The organism is Bradyrhizobium sp. dw_78 (assembly GCF_018449525.1).
Classification (GTDB): domain Bacteria; phylum Pseudomonadota; class Alphaproteobacteria; order Rhizobiales; family Xanthobacteraceae; genus Bradyrhizobium.
Window position 1 is genome coordinate 1 of sequence record NZ_JAAVUS010000004.1, and the last position, 18,026, is coordinate 18,026.

An 18,026-nucleotide genomic window follows, 5' to 3' on the forward strand; every position below is an offset into this window, starting at 1 on the left:
CTGGCGTGCGAGCCGAAGATCGCGCCCATGATTTTTCCGAAAATGCTCATCGTTTGCTCCCAATGCAATGAAGACAAGGATCCGGCGAAGGACCGAACAACAACGCCGTTGGCGGACAAACGTGCCAGCCCGGCCGCCACGAGTTTATCGCCTCGAATCTGGTTGCCAATGCGGCACCAGGACGCCGGAACCAACTTAGCCGCAGCGAAATGACGGAGGAATGACGTGCAGGAAGAGCCGCGACGCCTGACGTCGAGCCAGCAGGTTATTGTGGCCGGCCGGCGGCGATCAAATCCTGATGATAATGAGAGAAGCCATCCGGTCCGTGGATTGCTTCTCCGCCCTGTCCGTTGCACTCTGATCGGGCGGGCCTTGTTTTGGCCGCGGTTGCCGCGGGCATTTCATGGATTCTGCGATTTATCTTCAACGGCGAAGCGATTTCCGTGCGATCTTTGCTGACCTCCCGATTTCTTTTAGGAGCATTGGCGGCCAGCGCCTTGATGCTGTCGCCGGCCGCCGCCTTGGCCGCGTCCTGCGACACCGGCAACTTCGAGACCTGGCTCAGCGACTTCAAGAGCGACGCCGCCGCCAAGGGTATTTCTCAGCCAGCGATCGCGTCCGGCCTGGACGGCGTGACGCTGGACAAGTCGGTGATTGCCCGGGATCATTCGCAAGGCGTCTTCAACCAGAGTTTTGAGGAATTCTCCGGCCGCATGGTGCCGCCGCGGCTGACGCGCGCCAGCAACATGATGAAGCAGTATGGATCGGTGCTCGGGCGCATCGAGGAGGCCTATGGCGTGCCGGGCGAAGTGCTGGTCGCGATCTGGGGCCTGGAAACCGATTTCGGCGTCAATATCGGAAAGTTTCCGACGCTGCGTTCGCTGGCGACGCTGGCTTATGATTGCCGCCGCTCGGACGAATTCCGCGCGCAGCTTTTGGACGCGTTGCGCATCATCGACCGCGGCGATCTCGCCGCCTCGGAAATGCACGGCGCCTGGGCCGGCGAAATCGGCCAGACCCAATTCATGCCGTCGTCCTATCTCAAATACGCGGTCGATTTCGACGGCAACGGCCGCCGCGATCTCCTGCATAGCGCCCCCGATGTGCTGGCCTCTACGGCGAACTATCTCGCTTCTTACGGCTGGCAACGCGGCAAGGGCTGGGAGCCCGGCAGCCCGAACTTCAGCGTGATCCAGCAATGGAACAAGAGCGATGTCTACGCGCGAACGATCGCCTATTTCGCGACCCAGCTTTCGCACGCGCCGTAAAACCTCCCATCCAGGCTATTGATGTTTCGGGACGCGCGGCTTCGTGCCTTTGCCGTCGCAGGTTAACGAAGGTTCCGCCAGATTCCGATTCGGTATTCCAGATAATGGATGACATCCGATTCTTAAGATCTGATTCTTTATTCATTAACCGTCGTATGCGGTCAGCGCATAAGGACCTCGGTTTACCCGGTTCCTGGAGAATAGCTTCCCCCCTGGAATTCGTTGCCCAGAATTCCCACCTCCCGCAGGAGGCGACGGCGCACGTCACTATCGCCTTATTCAATTGATTTTACAGGACTTTTATTGAGATCTCCAGGCGAAGGAGCTTCTGTCGCTCAAGGTCGAGGCGGCTGTGCCGGAGGGTTAATCACTTCCTGTCCTTGTTATGCATTTCCAGCCTAGCTGCATCGCAACATTAAACTCTGTTGCAGTGCGATATAATCGTCTATATTCATTTCAACGATGAAGCGTTCCTCCAAGCGCTGAATCGCTTAGACGAAGGAGATAATCGATGTTGCTCTCGCTCATCCGTATGATTCGTGCGTTCCGCGACTATCAGCGCAATTTCGCTGAACTGGCTGCGCTCAGTGATCGCGAACTGGCCGATATCGGCCTGGATCGTTCGGACATTCAGCGCGTTGCAGCCGGCACCTATAACGGCTGACCCAATTTTCGCTGACTGACCGACGGACAACGCCCGCCCCGCGCGGGCGTTGTCGTATTCGGCGTTCGCGCATTCCACTGCGCAGGAAAAAGCGCTAACCCTGCGCGATGACTGGCATCAACCCCTCTGAACCCCTGCATATCATCGGCGCGGGCCTGGCCGGCTCGGAAGCAGCCTGGCAGGCCGCCAGCGCCGGCAGCCGCGTTGTCCTGCACGAGATGCGCCCCGAACGAATGACCGAAGCCCATCGGACCGATGGACTAGCCGAACTCGTCTGTTCCAATTCGTTTCGCTCCGACGACGCCGCCAACAATGCCGTGGGCTTGCTGCACGCCGAGATGCGGCGCCTGGGATCGCTGATCATGCGCGCCGCCGACGCCAACCAGGTGCCGGCCGGGGGCGCCTTGGCAGTGGACCGCGACGGATTTTCCGCCGCCGTCACCAAAGCCCTTACCGACCATCCCCTGATCGAGATCGACCGCACCGAGGTCGCCGGCCTGCCGCCGGCCGAATGGCGCCACGTCATCGTCGCCACCGGGCCCCTCACCTCCGCGCCGCTCGCGGAAGCGATTCGCGAATTGACGGACGAAAATGCATTGGCATTCTTCGATGCGATCGCACCGATCGTACACAAGGACTCGATCGATATGTCGGTGGCGTGGTTTCAGTCGCGCTACGACAAGGTCGGTCCCGGCGGTACCGGCGCCGATTACATCAATTGCCCGATGACCAAGGAGCAATACGACGCCTTCGTCGACGCCCTGGTGACGGGAGAGAAGGTCGACTTCAAGGAATGGGAAACCGATACGCCCTATTTTGACGGCTGTCTGCCGATCGAGGTGATGGCCGAGCGCGGGCCAGAGACCTTGCGCCATGGCCCGATGAAGCCGGTCGGACTCACCAATCCGCACAACCCCACTGTGAAGGCCCATGCGATCGTGCAACTGCGTCAGGACAACAAGCTCGGCACGCTCTACAATATCGTTGGCTTCCAGACCAAGCTGAAGCACGGGGCCCAGCAGCGTATCTTCCGCACCATCCCCGGGCTTGGGAACGCCGAATTCGCCCGGCTCGGCGGCCTGCATCGCAACACTTTCCTGAACTCGCCAAAGCTCCTGGACACCCGGTTGCGGCTGCGGACGCAGCCACGGCTGCGCTTTGCCGGACAGGTCACCGGTTGCGAAGGCTATGTGGAATCGGCGGCCATCGGCCTGATCGCCGGCCTCTACGCCGCCGCGGAAGCCCGTTCGCGGGAGCTGGCTCCGCCACCGGCAACCACGGCGATCGGATCGCTGCTCGGCCATATCACCGGCGGCCATATCGAAACTATCGACGCCGGCCCACGTTCGTTCCAGCCGATGAACGTCAATTTCGGGCTGTTTCCGCCACTTGCCAATCCGCCGACCAAAAATCCGGATGGCAGCCGGCTGCGCGGCAATGAAAAGACGGTCGCCAAGAAACAGGCCATCAGCGCCCGCGCGCTGGCCGATCTCGATCGCTGGATCGCGGACAGCCTGCACGTTCAAGCGGCGGCGTGAGTTCTCCATGAAACTGCCCAAAGAGGATGTCGCTGTGCTGACGGCGCGATGGACCGAAGGCGTGCTGCTGAAGCGCGACGTGTTTTCAACCGTCGAGCGCGGCCGGTTTCGCGGCGACAATGGCGAGGCCGATGCGGTGCTGCGCCGGCTCGATCAGGTGCCGTGGTGGTCCTTTATTCTCGCGCACCATTTGTTCGCACGCGAGCGCCGCGCCCTCGCGCTCGCGCGCGACCTGCATGTCGGACCGGAACTGCTATGGGCCGGCCGGCGGGCGCTGGTGCGCGGATTCATCAACGGCGTGGCGCTGCATCTCGCCAAGCCGGTCGGCGATGTCGCCTATTTCCGCTCGGCCAAGCAGGCGCTGCGCAAGCTGCACCGCGCCGGCATCTGCCATAACGATCTTGCGAAAGAACAGAACTGGCTGCGCGGCACTGACGGGCGCGCCTATCTCACCGACTTCCAGCTCGCAGCCTGCTTTCGGACGCGGAGCCGGCTGTTTCGCATCGCGGCCTATGAGGATCTCCGGCATCTGCTGAAGCACAAGCGCAGCTACGCGCCGGAAGCGCTGACGCCGATGGAGCGCAAGATTCTCGCGCGCAAATCCTTTGCGGCGCGGCTCTGGCTGATGACCGGCAAAAAGGTCTACCGCGCCATCACCCGCGGCGTGTTCAATTTTACCGACCGCGAAGGCGGCGGCCGAAGACTGGTCAATGATGCCCCGGTTCTGGTCGATCTGATCAAACGCAATCCCGATGTTCGCGACACCGCCATTGTGGCGTTCGCCGACCGGCGCGCCGGCGTCGGGCTCTATGCCTTCGTCGAAGCCGACCGGACCACGCTGGAGGCGCAACTGCACAACGAGCTTGCCGCAGCCAAAGGGCCAAAGCCGCCGGAACATATCCAGGTGGTGCGGACATTACCGCGCGACAGCAGCGGCAAGCCGCGTACCGAGATCCTGCAGCTCGTGGCGATGAACCAGATCGACCTGATCGAGCCGATGATAGCCAATGAGACCGACCGCGCGTTTCTGAAGAGCATCCTCGAATCGCGCAAGAACTTGCGCGACCGGTTTAATTTTGAGGCCGGCGACATCCCGACGCCGTCGCACTGATCCGCTGCTACGAAAACACCCGCGACTTTGATGCGCGCCACAGCGTCCATAGCGTGCGCAGCCGCGACGGCGCGCGCGGCACGAAGGCATCGAAGTCCGGACGCGACATCCGTTCGAGATCGCGGCGGACCAGCGCCAGCGGCAGGAAGACCGGCTTGATCTCCGGCGGCACGCTCTCCAGCAGCGAGAGCGCCGTCTTAAGATGCTTCTGCGCGTCAGAGACGAGTTGATCGAGCACGGCACGAAGCTTCGGCGTCTGCTTACCCGCGAACACCTCTTCCGTCGTCACATCATGTTGTTGCAACCATTGCATCGGCAGGAACAACTGACGCCGCGACGCGTCAAACGGCAGCGCCGCAACCACCTGCATCATGCCCTGCGCCAGTCCGGCGTGGCTTGCGAGGTGCTCGATCTCCTCCGATTGCCAGCCGGCGATCTGCGCGCCGAGCGAAAACATCACCGACACCGTGTCGTCGAGATAGCCTTCCAGCGCCGCAACCGTCGGCATCGGATCGTTGTACAGATCGAATTGATGCTCCTCGATCAGGCGCGACAGCCGCTCGGCCGGCAGACGTGTGCTGCGGATCGCCAGCAGCAATTCAGCCGCGACCGGATTGCCCTCGACGCCGCCGTGGCCGGCGCCGGCCAGCATGTCGGTCCACCATTGCAGGCGCATTTCGCCCGGCAACGCCTGGGTGACCTGGGTGCGGATTCGGGCGATCTCGATGTCAAAGGCATAGAGCGCGAGCAGTGATCGGCGCTGGTTGGCCGGTACGAACAGCGTCGAGGCGTAGCGGGCAAAATCATGGGCCCGGACCAGTTCGGCGCAGAAGGCCGGTGCATCCGTGGCCGCAGCAGTATCCGTCATGGCACCGCGATCAGCGCCGCCGCGACGCGACGCCGTTCGCCCATCATGATGTTGTAGGTACGGATCGCAGGCCCGGTCTGCATCGTGTCCAGCACCACCTTCACCGCACGCAGCGCCTCGCGAAGCTCCGATGGAGCCAGCCAGACCTCAGTGCCGGTGCCGACGATCAACGTATCGATGCTGTTGGCCGCCGCGAACACACGCTGCAGCGAATCCCGGTCGATCTGCTCGGGTTTGGTGACCGGCCAGGCCCAGATCGCATCCGGCAGGCACAGCAGCGAGCCCCGATGCGACATATCGTCAAAGGCGAACCCGCCTTTGCCGTAGGCCTCGATCGGCGCCGATCTCGGAAGATGCGGAGCGTCCGAACGGTCGGGCATGGATCACTTCTTCGATGGTTTTTCCGGCGCGTCTTCCCGGTGACTGCCGACGCCAAGATAGATCAGGATCGGCGCCGCGATGAAGATCGAGGTATAGGTGCCGACCAGCACCACGCCGAACATCATGACGGCGGTGAAGCTGTGAATGGCGTTGCCGCCGAACAATAGCAGCGCCAGCAGCGCCAGCGTCACGGTGACGTGGGTGATGATCGAGCGTGACAATGTCGAATTGATGGATTCATTAAGCAATTCGGGCATCGGCATTTTCTTGTAGCGCCGCAGCATTTCGCGGATGCGATCGTAGATCACGACCGTGTCGTTCAGCGAGTAACCCAGGATCGTCAGCAGCGCCGCGATGCTGGTGAGGTCGAAATCGACTTGCGAGACCGACATGAAACCGATGGTCAGCACGATGTCGTGGACGTTGGCGATCATGGCGCCCAGCGCGAACTGCCATTCGAAACGGAACCAGAGATAGATCAGGATCGCAAAGATCGCGAGCATCAGCCCGAGCATGCCATAGGCCAGCAATTCGCCTGATACGCGCGGTCCCACCACTTCGACGCGGCGGTAGTCGACGGCATCGCCGAGCGCGCCGCGGACCTTCTGCACCGCATCCTGCTGAGCAGCATCACCGCCCGGCTGTTCGGCAACCCGGATCAATACCTCGTCGGGACCGCCGAACTGCTGCAACTGGATGTCGCCGAGCCCAAGCGTCGACAGGCTGGCGCGCATCGCGGCGATATCGGCCGTGCCCGATTTGGCGCGAACTTCCAGCAGCGTGCCGCCCTTGAAGTCGATGCCGAAATTCAGGCCGTGGGTGAAGAACAGCGTGATGGCGACGATCGAAAGCACAGCCGAAATCGGAAAACTGATGCGGCGGAAACGGGTGAAATCGAAATGGGTGTTGTCCGGCACGATCCGCAGCGACGGCAGCCAGCCGAAACAACTGACGACCGTCAGCACGACGATGAGGGCGCCCAGCCCCAGCAAAACGAAATGTGTCACGACCGGCTCCGCATTCCCTGGCATATGATCCAGCCACGCTGGGTCATATGCCTCGCTTTATTGTGTGAGGGCATGATCTCGTCCGAAAACCGGTATCCACTTTTCGGGATCATGCCCTAGATCGGCACGCTTTGCGGCCGCTTCCAACGCACCCAGCCCGCGACGATCAGCCGGGTCAATGTAAACGCGGTGAAGACCGTGGTGATGATGCCGATGCCGAGCGTCACGGCGAAGCCGCGCACCGGGCCGGTGCCGATATAGAACAGCACCGCCGCGGCGATGAAAGTGGTGATGTTGGAATCGAGGATGGTCGACAGCGCCCGCTTGAAGCCGGCGTCGATCGCCGAGATCGCGGTGCGCCCGCCGCGCAATTCCTCGCGGATGCGCTCATAGATCAGCACGTTGGAATCGACGGCGATGCCGACCGTCAGCACGATGCCGGCGATGCCGGGCAAGGTCAGCGTCGCGCTCAACAACGACAACAGGCCAAAAATCATCGCCACATTGATCGCAACCGCGATGTTGGCGAACACGCCAAACAGCCGGTAGGTCAGGAGCATGAACACGATGACCATGATCGAGCCGACATAGGCGGCCAATTCGCCCTTCTCGATCGAATCCTGTCCGAGTCCGGGACCGACGGTACGCTCCTCGATGATGGTCAAGGGCGCCGGCAACGCGCCAGCACGCAGCAGGATCGCCAGATCGTTCGCCGATTGCACGGTGAAATTGCCCGAAATCTGCCCGGAACCGCCGGTGATCGGCTCGCGGATCACCGGCGCCGAAATCACTTCATTGTCGAGCACGATCGCGAAAGGCTGCCCGACATTTTCGGACGTCGCCTGCGAGAATTTGCGCGAACCCGCGCTGTTGAAGCGGAAATTGACGACCGGCTCGCTGGTGCGCGGGTCGAAGCCGGGCTGCGCGTCGGTCAGGTCGCCGCCGGAGACCAGAACCTGCTTCTTGATGACATAAGGAATCTTCGGCGCGGTCGAACTCATCAACACCTCGGAATCCGGCGGAGCCCTGCCCTGCAAAGCCTGATCCGGCGGCACCGTGGTATCGACCATGCGGAATTCCATCTTGGCGGTCTTGCCCAGGATGTTCTTGAGCTGGGTCGGATCCTGCAGGCCCGGCACCTGAACCAGGATGCGGTCGGTGCCCTGGCGCTGGATCAGCGGCTCGACGGTGCCGAGTTCATTGACGCGCCGTTCGACGATCTGGATCGACTGGTCGATGGTCTGCCGGATCCGTTCGGTGATGGCGGCCTGCGGCACGGCGAGGCGGATCAGCCCGCCGCCGGCGTCGGAAACATCCAGGCTGCGCTGGCCGTTGGAACCGAGCAGGCCGGTGAGCGGCTGCGACAGATCCTGCAACTTCGACAGCGCGTTTTGCAGATCGGTATCCTTGACACGCACCTCGACGCTGTCAGGACGCGAGGCCAGACCCGTGTAGCCGATCTTGGCCTCGCGCAACGTCCGGCGGACGTCGTCGCGAACCTGGTCGAGCTTATCCTTCTTGACGTAGTTGGAGTCGACCTCCAGCAGCAGATAGGAGCCGCCTTGCAGATCGAGGCCAAGCACGAGACGGCGCTGGGCCCAGGCCGGCCAGCCCTTGACGGTGGCTTCCGGGAAGAAGTTCGGAACGGCACAAAGGCACACCACCAGCGCCGTCAGGATGATCGCCAGCGCCTTCCACCGCGTGAAATACAACATCGAGTTGACCTGTCAGAATCTGCAATGCGCGTCGTTCGAAAACGCACTAACCCGCCGAGCTATCTTCCTTGGCGCTGTCACCCTTGGCCGGCTCGCCCTTGGTGCGCACGCCCGAGATCATCTGACGCATTTGCCGCACCCGGACGCCGTCGGAGATCTCGAACTCGATCTGGTCGTCGTCGACCACCTTGGTCACCTTGCCGACCAGACCGCCGGTCGTCACCACGGTGTCGCCGCGGCGGATGTTCTTTACCAGCTCGGCGTGGTCCTTCACTTTTTTCTGCTGCGGCCGCAGGATCAGGAAATACATGATGACGAAGATCAGAGCGAACGGCAAAAGCGACATCAACATGCTGTTGGTATCGCCGCCACCCGCGGTCTGGGCAAACGCAGGGGTAATCAGCATGCGGACAATCCTCGTAAGGCGGGCGTAGGGAATGAACCGGCGACGCAATGGCGCCTGGCCGGTCCGGGCAAATTCGCGCGGACTATAGCGGCCGCGGTCCCAATTGCAACGCCGCCAACCCGTTCATTTACCATTCCTTTGAGTAACTTGCGGCCTCCGGAAAGGCCCGATATGGGTGCGCCATGAGGAACCCCCAAAATGTCAAAAAAGCCTAATAAAGCCGCCTCTCGTGCCGCCACCAAAATGGCCGCGCGGAAAACACCGGTCGCGGCGACAAAACGCCTCCCCACGCCACCGAAACAAGGTGCCGAGGAACGGATTGCGCGCGCGCTCGAGGCGATCGCAGCGCATCTTTCGGCCGCTTCACCGGCGCCCGAACCAACCGCGCCCTTTGACAGCGCCGACGCCTTTGTCTGGCACCCCGAGGGACGGCTTGCGCCGGTGCCGCGCGTCAGCCGCGTCGACCTCGGCCTGCTCAAGGGCATCGAGCGGATGCGCGATATCCTGATCGAGAATACCGAGCGCTTCGCCGACGGACTGCCGGCCAATAACGCGCTGCTCTGGGGCGCGCGGGGCATGGGAAAATCCTCGCTTGTGAAGGCCACGCACGCCAACATCAATGCCGACCGCAAAGCCGCGGACCGGCTGAAATTGATCGAAATTCATCGCGAGGATATCGAAAGCCTGCCGAAACTGATGGAGTTGCTGCGCAGCTCCCGTTTCCGCTTCATCGTGTTCTGCGACGATCTTTCGTTCGACGGCGACGATGCTTCCTACAAATCGCTGAAGGCGGTCCTGGAAGGCGGCATCGAGGGGCGTCCCGACAACGTGATCCTGTACGCCACTTCCAACCGCCGCCATTTGCTGGCGCGCGAGATGATCGAAAACGAGCGCTCGACGGCGATCAATCCCGGCGAAGCCGTCGAGGAAAAAGTATCGTTGTCCGATCGCTTCGGATTGTGGCTCGGCTTTCATCGCTGCAGCCAGGATGAATTCCTCGCAATGGTGAAAGGCTATTGCAGCCATTTCGGCATCAAGCTCGCGGAAGAAGAACTTGAACGCGAAGCCCTGGAATGGTCAACCACCCGCGGCTCGCGCTCGGGGCGCGTCGCCTGGCAGTTCACGCAGGAACTGGCCGGACGGCTGGGCGTGAGGCTGAGCGGGAAGTAGCAGCAACCAATTTGTCATACGCGGGCTGGACCCGCGTATCCATCGGTCTTCGAAGAAAGCCATCTTTGCAGATGGATTGCCGGGTCGAGCCCGGCAATGACGAACCAGCGCTTCACGCCCCGTTGAGGAATTGCAGCGGATCGAGCGGCGAGGATCCCTTGCGGATCTCGAAGTGAAGCTGCGGCGACTGTACCTCGCCCGACTGGCCCGATTTAGCAATGACTTGGCCGCGCTTGATGGTGTCGCCGCGCTTCACCATCAGTTCGCTCGCATGGGCATAGGCGGTGACATACCCATTGGCGTGCCTGATCAGGACCAGATTGCCGTAGCCCTTGAGCTCATTGCCCGAATAGGCCACGACTCCATCGTCGGCGGCCTTGATCGGCGTGCCCTCGGGAACAGCCAGATTGATGCCATCATTGGCCTTGCCATTTGTCTTGGCGCCGTAAGCGGTAATGACCTTGCCACGCACCGGCCAGCGGAACGTGGGCAGCGCCCCGGTCGCTTCCGCGGCCTTGACCGGCGTTTCGACCGCGGGCTCTTCGGGCGACGGCGCGGACTGTGCCAACCGCGCCTTTTGCGGGGTTTCGCCGGCCACGGCCGCCACCCTGGTGACGGGAGGCACCGGCGCGGCAATGGGTTGAGCGGTCGCGACAGCCATCGGCTGCGCGGGCGGCGGCGCCATCGCGGCCGACCTGGCGGGCACCATGATCTTCATGCCGAGCCTGAGTTTGGCGGATGGCTCCAGGCCGTTCGCCCTGGCCAGTTCAGTTAGCGACACATGATTGCGGCGGGCGATGCTCATCAGCGTATCGCCCCGGTTGACGAAATGGACGGACGACGCCGCGCCTGCGACCGCAACGGGCCTGCTGGCCGGAACGGCCAAGGCAGGTGCGGCGACTGCGGTCGCCATCGGTCGCGGAATGATCAGTTGCTGGCCCGGCGACAACGTGCGCGGCCCCTTATAGCCATTGGCCTGCATGATGGCGGCGGGCGAAACATTGTAGCGGCGCGCCAGCACGTCGAGTGTATCGCTGGTGCCGACGATGATCTTGATGCCGCCCTGTTCCGGCTTGTGAACGGCCGCGACCGAGCGCGGCGCGACGCTGCCGGTCGACTCCAGCGGCTGCCGGGCGGGCGGCGCGTAGGAGCCTATTCCGCGCCCTCCTCCGGAAACGCCCTCGGCCGACGAAGAATAGGATTGCCGCGCCGGATAGGATTGTGGCGCCGAAACCGCCGGCGGCAGCGCCGACGACTGGTATGGCGGACGCGAATATTGCGGGAGGTCACGCGGCCCGACCGAGGCCGGCGGCACCGAACCCGTGGCTTCCGACTGCGATGCATTGGAAAAGGAGCTTTGCGACAGGCGAGTCGACATGTCGGCACTACAGCCGGCCACACCGATCGACATCAGCGCCAGTGCCGCGACCTGCGGTACGCGGCGCGAGCTAAGCAACTCGACGACACGGGACATGGTTACTCACTTGTACGCAACTAAATACGGTTTTGAGTAAACACGTCGCCAGTAAACAACCGCTTAACCCTGCGAATAAGATGTTGGCGGGACAGCCGATCCTCGAGATTTACAACTCACGGGCGATACCCGGCAAAGCGGGTACAAAACGTACGTCCACCAAGTCCTTGCGCTCCAAACCGCTGGCCGTCCTGACGATGCGGACCAGGGTCTGGGCGCCATGCTGCGGGCCGATCGGCGCGATCAGGATGCCGCCATCGGACTCAAGCAGGTCCGTCAGCGTTTCCGGAATTTGCTCCATCGCCGCGGTGACAATGATGCGGTCGAAAGTGCCCGTCACCCCCACGAGGTCGAAGCCGTCTCCCAGCATCACCTCGATATTGTCGTAACCCTGCGTCTCGAGCCGCGCCCGGGCGGCGTCGGCCAGCGTCCGGTAACGCTCAACCGTCAGCACCTCCCGGCTGAGCCGGGACAGCACGGCGGCCTGGTAACCGGAGCCGGTGCCGATTTCCAGCACCCGGTGATTTCGTTGAAGCTTCAACTGCTCGGTCATGTAAGCCACCACGAAGGGCTGGCTGATGGTCTGTCCGCAGGCGATGCCAAGCGCGCTGTCGCGATAGGCGTCCTCGCGATCGCCCGGCTCGACGAATAGCTCGCGCGGGACCTCCTCCATGGTGCGCAGCACCGCCTGATCGCTGATCCCACGCCGCCGCAGCGTGAGTTGAAACATCATCTTTTCCGGCGGATTTTGCACAGCGGACATCTCGCTCTCGTGGGAAACAGGCGCGTTAAACAGGCTCGTGCAACTCAAACCAGATCGGGCCGATGCAGCATGGCCCGCCCGATTAAGGAATAAATTTCCTCAAATGAGCATTCCCGCAGCGGAACCTCGAAGTGCCGGGACCTTGCCCCTGGCTTGAGCTACACCCCTATAATCGGACAAAATCGCGTGCGGCGGCTGCCTTTTCAGGTCCCGCCGGCCTACGTTGACGTTGCGGAAATCGGTGTTATTTGCCAACCTCTATTTATGGATGGGGCGAGGATAGTATCATGACTGCGACGCGGTCACCCGGCGGTTCTGTCTTCCTCGTCGAAGACGAGGTGATGATCAGAATGATGGTCGCCGACATGCTGGAAGAGTTGGGCTATCGCGTTGCGGCCGAAGCCGGCGAGATCGGCGAAGCCATGAAGCTCGCTCAATCCGCTGAATTCGACCTCGCCATTCTCGACGTCAATGTCAACGGCAAGGTCATTTCCCCCGTCGCCGACCTGATCAAGGCACGCAATCGCCCCTTCATCTTCGCGACCGGCTATGGCTCGTCGGGCCTTCCCGAGGAATATCGCGACCGTCCTGCGCTGCAAAAGCCGTTCCCGATCGAAACCCTGGCGAAGGCGATCGATACGGTGCTGGCAAGCCACGCGGCTTAGACGAACGCCCTTGTCATTGTGAGCCAACGGGTCGGCGCGAAGCGCCGTCCGATGACAGGCTTCGCGAAGTACAATCCAAAGCCAGAGAAAGACTGGATTGCTGCGGCTCCCCGCAACGACGGAACAGGCCTATTTCAGCGTCGCCGCCAGCGCTTCGGAAAACGCCTCGTCGGTGCGATCGAGCCGCAACGGCGTCACCGACACGTAACGGCCGGCCAGCGCGGCGAGGTCGGTGCCCGGAGCCGGCGTGTCGGCCTTGGTCAAACGCTCGAACCCGATCCAGAAATACGGATTGCCGCGGCCGTCGCGGCGCTGGTCGATCTTCAGGAAACCGAGATTGCGCTTGCCCTGCCGCGTCACCCGTACGCCAACGACCTCATCGGGCGCGCAGGACGGGAAATTGACGTTGATCACGGTGTCCCTGGGCACGCCGGCGGCGATCACCTTGCGCAGGATCTCGGGGCCGAATTTCAGCGCGGTATCCCATAGCGGCGCGTTGCGGGTCTCCAGGCTGAATTCCTGCGACAGCGCGAATGACGGCAGCCCCAGTATCGTGCCTTCGAGCGCGCCGGCAATGGTACCGGAATAAACCACGTCCTCCGCGACATTGCGGCCCCTGTTGACGCCCGACAGCACGAGATCCGGCCGGGTCTCGCCGAGGATATGACGCGCCCCCATGATCACGCAGTCGGTCGGCGTGCCCCGCACCGCGAAATGCCGCGGGCCGACTTCGCGCAGCCGCAGCGGATCGTTCAGCGACAGCGAATGCGAGACGCCGGACTGATCGAGCTCGGGCGCCACCACCCAGACGTCGTCGGACAGTTCGCGCGCGATCTGCTCGACGATCTTCAAACCGGGGGCGTGGATGCCGTCGTCGTTGGTGCAGAGGATTCGCATCCCGATGAATGCCCTTTTCGATCGATTCCACGAATGGCCGCTGTGCCGTCTTATCCGCCCCGCGCGGCCGAGGCAAACCCTGAAAATACCGGCAGAACAGCCATCCGCGACCGGCGCGGGCGCAGGAGCGTCCGGTCAGCCTTTGGCGCGAACGCGCCAGAGCGAGGTGAATTTCGCCGGCCAGCTGCCAACGCGCCAGTCGAATTTCGCGGCGGCCTGTGCCGGCGGCCCGGGTGTGACCTCCGCTTTCGGCGGCGCGTGGGCGCCCTGCTCCGGTGGCGGAACGGAATCTCGCGGCGGCTCGGCCTGCCGCAGCGGTTGCGGATGACGCGCCCGGGCAATGGTCAGCCCCTTGTTGAAGTCCTCGGCGTTGAACCAATCTTCCGTGCGCAACCGTTCCAGCACGGCATCGTCCCAAAGCCGCGAGGCCTCGACGTCGAAGCTGCCATGCCGCTTCTGGTTGACCGCCTGCATGCCGTAGCCGGTCACGGCCCATTGGCGGCCGAGCCAATAGATGTCGCGGTGCAAAGGCATTTTTCAAAAAACTTCGTTTCCTGCAAAATATTCGCCGCAGGCCGACGCCAAGGATAGCGCGAGGCCGCGCCTTCGCAACAGCGAACCCACTCGCAAGCCGATATTGCCGAAGCCATGATTGCCCAAGCCACGCGTTCCGAAACCATGCGTTCGGAGCTGCTCGCGCGCGGATTGTGTCACGCTCAGTTGACTGTCGGGCGCTCGAATAATCGCGGGGGACAAGTGTCCTCAATCTCGGGAGCGACGTCTTCCGAAAGGTGGAGGAACTTACGATGCGGAAATCGATACTGGTGCTGTTGGCGGCGGCAGCCGTCGGCTTGCTTCAACCGACAGCAGCTTCAGCCCGCGGCGGCGGCGGCGGTCATGGTGGCGGCGGAGGCCACGGCTTTGGCGGCGGCTTTCACGGTGGCTTCGCCGGAGGGTTTCACGGCGGCGGATTCCACGGTGGCGGCTTTCATGGCGGCTTCCGCCGGCATGCGTTCATAGGGCTGGGCTTCGGCCCGTATTACGACGACTACTATCCCTACGCCTATAACGACTATGATGATGACGACTGCTACGTCATTCGTCGCCGGGTGCGGACCCGCCACGGCTGGCGCATTCGGCCCGTTCAGCTCTGCGGATAGATTTTCCTCGACAACGACCCGCCGGTTCAGACCGGCGGGGATGATCCCTACTTCGAGTCTTCCCTGGAGATCACTTTCAGCCCGCCCATATAGGGCTGCAACACATCGGGCACGGCGATCGAGCCGTCTTGCTGCTGATAGGTCTCCATGACCGCGATCAAGGCACGGCCGACCGCGGTGCCGGAACCGTTCAGCGTGTGGACGAAGCGCGGCTTGCCGTCGCTGCCGCGATAGCGCGCATCCATCCGGCGCGCCTGGAAATCGCCGCACACCGAGCAGCTCGAGATTTCCCGATACGCCCCGCCCTCGCCCTGGCCCGGCATCCAGACCTCGATGTCGTAGGTCTTCTGCGCCGAAAAACCCATATCGCCGGAGCACAGGACCATCACCCGGTAATGCAGATCGAGCTGCCGCAACACTTCCTCGGCGCAGGCCAGCATCCGCTCATGCTCATCCTTGCTCGCCTCCGGCGTAGTGACCGAAACCAGCTCGACTTTTGTGAATTGATGCTGGCGGATCATGCCGCGGGTGTCGCGCCCCGCCGCGCCCGCTTCGGCGCGGAAACACGGCGTCAGCGCGGTCAGGCGCATCGGCAATTCTTTTTCGTCGACGATGGATTCGCGGACGAGATTTGTCAGCGGTACCTCGGCGGTGGGAATAAGACCGAGGCGCTCGGTACGCAATCTGCCGTCAGCAGCGGCCAGCAATTCACCCTTGATGGCCCAGAATTGATCGTCTTCAAACTTAGGCAATTGCCCGGTACCGAACATCACATCGTCACGCACCAGCAACGGCGGATTGATTTCGGTATAGCCATGCTCATTGGTATGGAGATCGAGCATGAATTGGCCGATCGCGCGTTCCAGCCTTGCCAGATCTTTTTTCAGCACCACAAAACGCGCGCCGCTCAGTTTTGCGGCGCTCTCGAAATCCATGTAGCCGAGCGCTTCGCCGAGATCGTCGTGCAGCTTCGGCGTGAAGGCATAATGCCGCTTGGCCCCGAAGATATGACGCTGCACATTGCCGTGCTCGTCGGCGCCCTCGGGAACGTCGTCGGCCGGCAGGTTCGGAATCGCGGCGAGTTCTTTCGCCAGCTCCTCGTCGGCCGCCTTCGCCGCCTGTTCGAGCTGCGGCATCGTGGTCTTGAGTTCGGTGACCTCGGCCATCAGCTTGGCGGCGCGGGCCTCGTCCTTTGCCTTCTTGGCGTCGCCGATTTCCTTGGATGCCGCGTTTCGCCGCGCCTGCGCCTGTTCGGACGCCAGGATCGCCGCGCGGCGCTTTTCGTCGATCGCCAGCAGCGACGAGGACAAAGGTTTCAGCCCGCGCCGCTTCAACGCCGCGTCGAAAGCCTCGGGGTTCTCGCGGATCGATTTGATGTCGTGCATGGCGGTTCAGTCCTGAGCCCTTAGTCGTCAAACGACGTATACGTTGACATTTTACAGCGGGCTTGCAGTACCATATCCGTCATCACCCGCGAAGGCGGGTGATCCAGTATTCCAGAGCGTCAGCGGTAGAACCGTGAGGCCGCTAGGCGCTCCCCGTCCGCCCTACTCCGCGGGATCGGCGGCCGGTGGCGGCGGGGTCGCGGGGGGCGGCGAAGCGGCAGCGGCGTTGGCGGCAGCGGCCCTCTTCTCCACGATGCGCACGGAAATAATCGAGCCTTCGTAGAGCGCCAGCAGCGGGATCGCGAGCGAGGCCTGGCTCAGCACATCGGGCGGTGTCAGCACGGCAGCAATGACGAAGGCAACCACGACGAAATAACGGCGCTTGTCGCGCAATTGCTTGGAAGTGATGATGCCGATCCGTCCCAACAGCGTCAGGATCACCGGCAGTTGGAACGCGATGCCGAAGGCGAAGATCAGCGACATCATCAGCGACAGATATTCACCGACCTTCGGCAGCAACTGGATCTGCGCGCTATCCGGACCGCCGGCCTGCTGCATCCCGAGCGAGAAGCGGATCAGCATCGGGAATACGACGAAATAGACCAGCATCGCGCCCGCCACGAAGAAGATCGGGGTCGCGATCAGATAGGGCAGGAACGCGCCGCGTTCATGCTTGTAGAGGCCGGGCGCCACGAATTTGTAGATCTGCGTCGCCACGATCGGGAACGAGATGAAGCCCGCGCCGAACAGCGCCAGCTTCAACTGGGTAATGAAATATTCGAGCAGCGCGGTGTAGATGAATTTGGAGTTTTCCGGACCCGCGACCCAGACGAAGGGCCACACCAGCACGTTGTAGATCTGCTTGGCGAAGAAGAAGCAGAAGATGAAGGCGACGCCAAAGCCGAGCAGCGCCTTGATCAGCCGCGAACGCAGCTCGATCAGGTGGTCCATCAGCGGTGCTTTGCTGGCCTCGATATCTTCGGCGCTCATGACGCGCGGGCGTCCTTGAGGGCGTCAGGCTCGGCAGGCGGGCTATCCTGCGGCGCGGATGGAGGCTCGGCGTCATGCGTGATCGCCAGCGGTTCGCCAGCGGTCGCGCGGACCTCGGCTTCAGGGGAAACTCCCGGGGGCGGCATCGATGGAATTGCCGACGCGCCGGCATCCGATGAGGCCGGCGCCGACTGGGAATCCAGCGGCTTGTCGAAATCGTCGATACGCAGGGCGCTAGTGACGTCCTTTTGCAGCGACGTCATGATACCGCCCTTCGTGAAGCCGCTCGCGGCCTCCTTCACTTCGTCGAAGCTTTTCTTGAGGTCGGCCATTTCGGCCTCGCGCATGGCTTCCTGGAACTGGCCCTGGAATTCGGCGGCCATCCGCCGCGCCTTGCCCACCCACTGCCCGACCGTACGCAGCACACCGGGCAATTCCTTCGGGCCGATGGCAATCAGCGCGACAACCGCGATGAGGGCCAGTTCACTCCACCCGATGTCAAACATGGAAATTTCCGCTCACGCGAGGCGATCACCCGCCGCGACGGCTTTGCCGCAGTCCCGT

20 protein-coding genes are annotated in these 18,026 nt (G+C 62.7%); 7 read left to right on the forward strand and 13 right to left on the reverse strand.

The window, feature by feature from the left end:
- Positions 1-265: 265 nt before the first annotated feature.
- Positions 266-541, reverse strand: coding sequence for a hypothetical protein (locus HB630_RS11810; RefSeq protein WP_213772938.1), 276 nt, complete (start codon positions 539-541; stop codon positions 266-268).
- Between HB630_RS11810 and HB630_RS11815 the strand changes: the two genes are divergently transcribed.
- The 4 genes from HB630_RS11815 to HB630_RS11830 all read left to right on the forward strand — a co-directional run bounded on the left by HB630_RS11815 (position 501) and on the right by HB630_RS11830 (position 4,581).
- On the forward strand, positions 501-1,268 hold the full coding sequence (locus HB630_RS11815; RefSeq protein WP_213772896.1) for a lytic murein transglycosylase: 768 nt from the start codon (positions 501-503) through the stop codon (positions 1,266-1,268). The genes HB630_RS11810 and HB630_RS11815 overlap by 41 nt on opposite strands.
- A 511-nt stretch (positions 1,269-1,779) precedes the next feature.
- The gene (locus tag HB630_RS11820) at positions 1,780-1,932 is read left to right on the forward strand and encodes a DUF1127 domain-containing protein (RefSeq protein WP_213772442.1); all 153 of its coding nucleotides are present in this window, start codon (positions 1,780-1,782) and stop codon (positions 1,930-1,932) included.
- Between the two features lie 107 nt (positions 1,933-2,039).
- Entirely contained in the window at positions 2,040-3,470 is a 1,431-nt protein-coding gene (gene trmFO, locus HB630_RS11825; RefSeq protein ID WP_213772443.1) for a methylenetetrahydrofolate--tRNA-(uracil(54)-C(5))-methyltransferase (FADH(2)-oxidizing) TrmFO, read from the forward strand.
- A 7-nt stretch (positions 3,471-3,477) separates the two neighbouring features.
- Positions 3,478-4,581 carry a serine/threonine protein kinase gene (locus tag HB630_RS11830; RefSeq protein WP_213772444.1) on the forward strand — a complete coding sequence of 368 codons (1,104 nt, stop codon included), beginning with the start codon at positions 3,478-3,480 and terminating at the stop codon, positions 4,579-4,581.
- Positions 4,582-4,588: 7 nt separating this feature from the next.
- Here the strand turns inward: HB630_RS11830 and HB630_RS11835 are convergent, their stop codons facing one another.
- From HB630_RS11835 to yajC, 5 genes are all read right to left on the reverse strand, one after another.
- Positions 4,589-5,449, reverse strand: coding sequence for a phytoene/squalene synthase family protein (locus HB630_RS11835; RefSeq protein ID WP_213772445.1), 861 nt, complete (start codon positions 5,447-5,449; stop codon positions 4,589-4,591).
- Entirely contained in the window at positions 5,446-5,829 is a 384-nt protein-coding gene (locus HB630_RS11840; protein ID WP_213772446.1) for an Mth938-like domain-containing protein, read from the reverse strand. The genes HB630_RS11835 and HB630_RS11840 overlap by 4 nt, the downstream gene beginning before the upstream one ends.
- A gap of 3 nt (positions 5,830-5,832) precedes the next feature.
- Positions 5,833-6,837: a protein translocase subunit SecF gene (gene secF, locus HB630_RS11845; protein WP_213772447.1), complete on the reverse strand. Its 1,005-nt coding sequence runs from the start codon at positions 6,835-6,837 to the stop codon at positions 5,833-5,835.
- 116 nt (positions 6,838-6,953) lie between these two features.
- Positions 6,954-8,552 (reverse strand): protein translocase subunit SecD, encoded by a 1,599-nt coding sequence (gene secD, locus HB630_RS11850; RefSeq protein WP_213772448.1) that lies wholly within the window; start codon positions 8,550-8,552, stop codon positions 6,954-6,956.
- Between the two features lie 46 nt (positions 8,553-8,598).
- Complete coding sequence (gene yajC, locus HB630_RS11855; protein ID WP_213772449.1) at positions 8,599-8,958, reverse strand: preprotein translocase subunit YajC; 360 nt, start codon at positions 8,956-8,958, stop codon at positions 8,599-8,601.
- A 198-nt stretch (positions 8,959-9,156) separates the two neighbouring features.
- Here yajC and HB630_RS11860 point away from each other — a divergent pair, with 198 nt between their 5' ends.
- A complete protein-coding gene (locus HB630_RS11860; protein WP_213772450.1) occupies positions 9,157-10,128 on the forward strand; it encodes an ATP-binding protein in 972 nt (323 codons plus the stop codon).
- Positions 10,129-10,240: 112 nt separating this feature from the next.
- On the opposite strand, the gene HB630_RS11865 is transcribed toward HB630_RS11860, so the two are convergent.
- Together HB630_RS11865 and HB630_RS11870 are read right to left on the reverse strand one after the other, a co-directional pair.
- Entirely contained in the window at positions 10,241-11,602 is a 1,362-nt protein-coding gene (locus tag HB630_RS11865) for a LysM peptidoglycan-binding domain-containing M23 family metallopeptidase (protein WP_213772451.1), read from the reverse strand.
- Between the two features lie 109 nt (positions 11,603-11,711).
- Positions 11,712-12,365: a protein-L-isoaspartate(D-aspartate) O-methyltransferase gene (locus HB630_RS11870; protein ID WP_213772452.1), complete on the reverse strand. Its 654-nt coding sequence runs from the start codon at positions 12,363-12,365 to the stop codon at positions 11,712-11,714.
- A gap of 287 nt (positions 12,366-12,652) precedes the next feature.
- On the opposite strand from HB630_RS11870, the gene HB630_RS11875 reads away from it, so the two are divergent.
- Positions 12,653-13,030, forward strand: coding sequence for a response regulator (locus HB630_RS11875; RefSeq protein ID WP_213772453.1), 378 nt, complete (start codon positions 12,653-12,655; stop codon positions 13,028-13,030).
- A 129-nt stretch (positions 13,031-13,159) separates the two neighbouring features.
- Here HB630_RS11875 and surE read toward each other — a convergent pair whose 3' ends face one another.
- Together surE and HB630_RS11885 are read right to left on the reverse strand one after the other, a co-directional pair.
- A complete protein-coding gene (gene surE / locus HB630_RS11880) occupies positions 13,160-13,927 on the reverse strand; it encodes a 5'/3'-nucleotidase SurE (RefSeq protein ID WP_213772454.1) in 768 nt (255 codons plus the stop codon).
- Between the two features lie 135 nt (positions 13,928-14,062).
- Positions 14,063-14,461: a hypothetical protein gene (locus HB630_RS11885; RefSeq protein WP_213772455.1), complete on the reverse strand. Its 399-nt coding sequence runs from the start codon at positions 14,459-14,461 to the stop codon at positions 14,063-14,065.
- 272 nt (positions 14,462-14,733) lie between these two features.
- Here HB630_RS11885 and HB630_RS11890 point away from each other — a divergent pair, with 272 nt between their 5' ends.
- On the forward strand, positions 14,734-15,087 hold the full coding sequence (locus tag HB630_RS11890) for a hypothetical protein (protein WP_213772456.1): 354 nt from the start codon (positions 14,734-14,736) through the stop codon (positions 15,085-15,087).
- 47 nt (positions 15,088-15,134) lie between these two features.
- On the opposite strand, the gene serS is transcribed toward HB630_RS11890, so the two are convergent.
- The 3 genes from serS to tatB form a co-directional block, all read right to left on the reverse strand.
- Positions 15,135-16,472 carry a serine--tRNA ligase gene (serS, locus tag HB630_RS11895; RefSeq protein ID WP_213772457.1) on the reverse strand — a complete coding sequence of 446 codons (1,338 nt, stop codon included), beginning with the start codon at positions 16,470-16,472 and terminating at the stop codon, positions 15,135-15,137.
- 162 nt (positions 16,473-16,634) lie between these two features.
- A complete protein-coding gene (tatC, locus tag HB630_RS11900) occupies positions 16,635-17,462 on the reverse strand; it encodes a twin-arginine translocase subunit TatC (RefSeq protein WP_213772458.1) in 828 nt (275 codons plus the stop codon).
- Entirely contained in the window at positions 17,459-17,968 is a 510-nt protein-coding gene (tatB, locus tag HB630_RS11905) for a Sec-independent protein translocase protein TatB (protein ID WP_213772459.1), read from the reverse strand. The genes tatC and tatB overlap by 4 nt, the downstream gene beginning before the upstream one ends.
- Between the last annotated feature and the right edge of the window lie 58 nt (positions 17,969-18,026).

What these genes read in the sequence shown, in the direction of transcription:
- HB630_RS11815 (WP_213772896.1), top strand. Translation starts at nt 501, where the DNA reads ATGCTGTCGCCGGCCGCCGCCTTGGCCGCGTCCTGCGACACCGGCAAC.
- HB630_RS11820 (WP_213772442.1), top strand. Translation starts at nt 1,780, where the DNA reads ATGTTGCTCTCGCTCATCCGTATGATTCGTGCGTTCCGCGACTATCAG.
- trmFO (WP_213772443.1), top strand. Translation starts at nt 2,040, where the DNA reads ATGACTGGCATCAACCCCTCTGAACCCCTGCATATCATCGGCGCGGGC.
- HB630_RS11830 (WP_213772444.1), top strand. Translation starts at nt 3,478, where the DNA reads ATGAAACTGCCCAAAGAGGATGTCGCTGTGCTGACGGCGCGATGGACC.
- HB630_RS11835 (WP_213772445.1), bottom strand. Translation starts at nt 5,449, where the DNA reads ATGACGGATACTGCTGCGGCCACGGATGCACCGGCCTTCTGCGCCGAA.
- HB630_RS11840 (WP_213772446.1), bottom strand. Translation starts at nt 5,829, where the DNA reads ATGCCCGACCGTTCGGACGCTCCGCATCTTCCGAGATCGGCGCCGATC.
- secD (WP_213772448.1), bottom strand. Translation starts at nt 8,552, where the DNA reads ATGTTGTATTTCACGCGGTGGAAGGCGCTGGCGATCATCCTGACGGCG.
- yajC (WP_213772449.1), bottom strand. Translation starts at nt 8,958, where the DNA reads ATGCTGATTACCCCTGCGTTTGCCCAGACCGCGGGTGGCGGCGATACC.
- HB630_RS11860 (WP_213772450.1), top strand. Translation starts at nt 9,157, where the DNA reads ATGTCAAAAAAGCCTAATAAAGCCGCCTCTCGTGCCGCCACCAAAATG.
- HB630_RS11865 (WP_213772451.1), bottom strand. Translation starts at nt 11,602, where the DNA reads ATGTCCCGTGTCGTCGAGTTGCTTAGCTCGCGCCGCGTACCGCAGGTC.
- HB630_RS11870 (WP_213772452.1), bottom strand. Translation starts at nt 12,365, where the DNA reads ATGTCCGCTGTGCAAAATCCGCCGGAAAAGATGATGTTTCAACTCACG.
- HB630_RS11875 (WP_213772453.1), top strand. Translation starts at nt 12,653, where the DNA reads ATGACTGCGACGCGGTCACCCGGCGGTTCTGTCTTCCTCGTCGAAGAC.
- surE (WP_213772454.1), bottom strand. Translation starts at nt 13,927, where the DNA reads ATGCGAATCCTCTGCACCAACGACGACGGCATCCACGCCCCCGGTTTG.
- HB630_RS11885 (WP_213772455.1), bottom strand. Translation starts at nt 14,461, where the DNA reads ATGCCTTTGCACCGCGACATCTATTGGCTCGGCCGCCAATGGGCCGTG.
- HB630_RS11890 (WP_213772456.1), top strand. Translation starts at nt 14,734, where the DNA reads ATGCGGAAATCGATACTGGTGCTGTTGGCGGCGGCAGCCGTCGGCTTG.
- serS (WP_213772457.1), bottom strand. Translation starts at nt 16,472, where the DNA reads ATGCACGACATCAAATCGATCCGCGAGAACCCCGAGGCTTTCGACGCG.
- tatC (WP_213772458.1), bottom strand. Translation starts at nt 17,462, where the DNA reads ATGAGCGCCGAAGATATCGAGGCCAGCAAAGCACCGCTGATGGACCAC.
- tatB (WP_213772459.1), bottom strand. Translation starts at nt 17,968, where the DNA reads ATGTTTGACATCGGGTGGAGTGAACTGGCCCTCATCGCGGTTGTCGCG.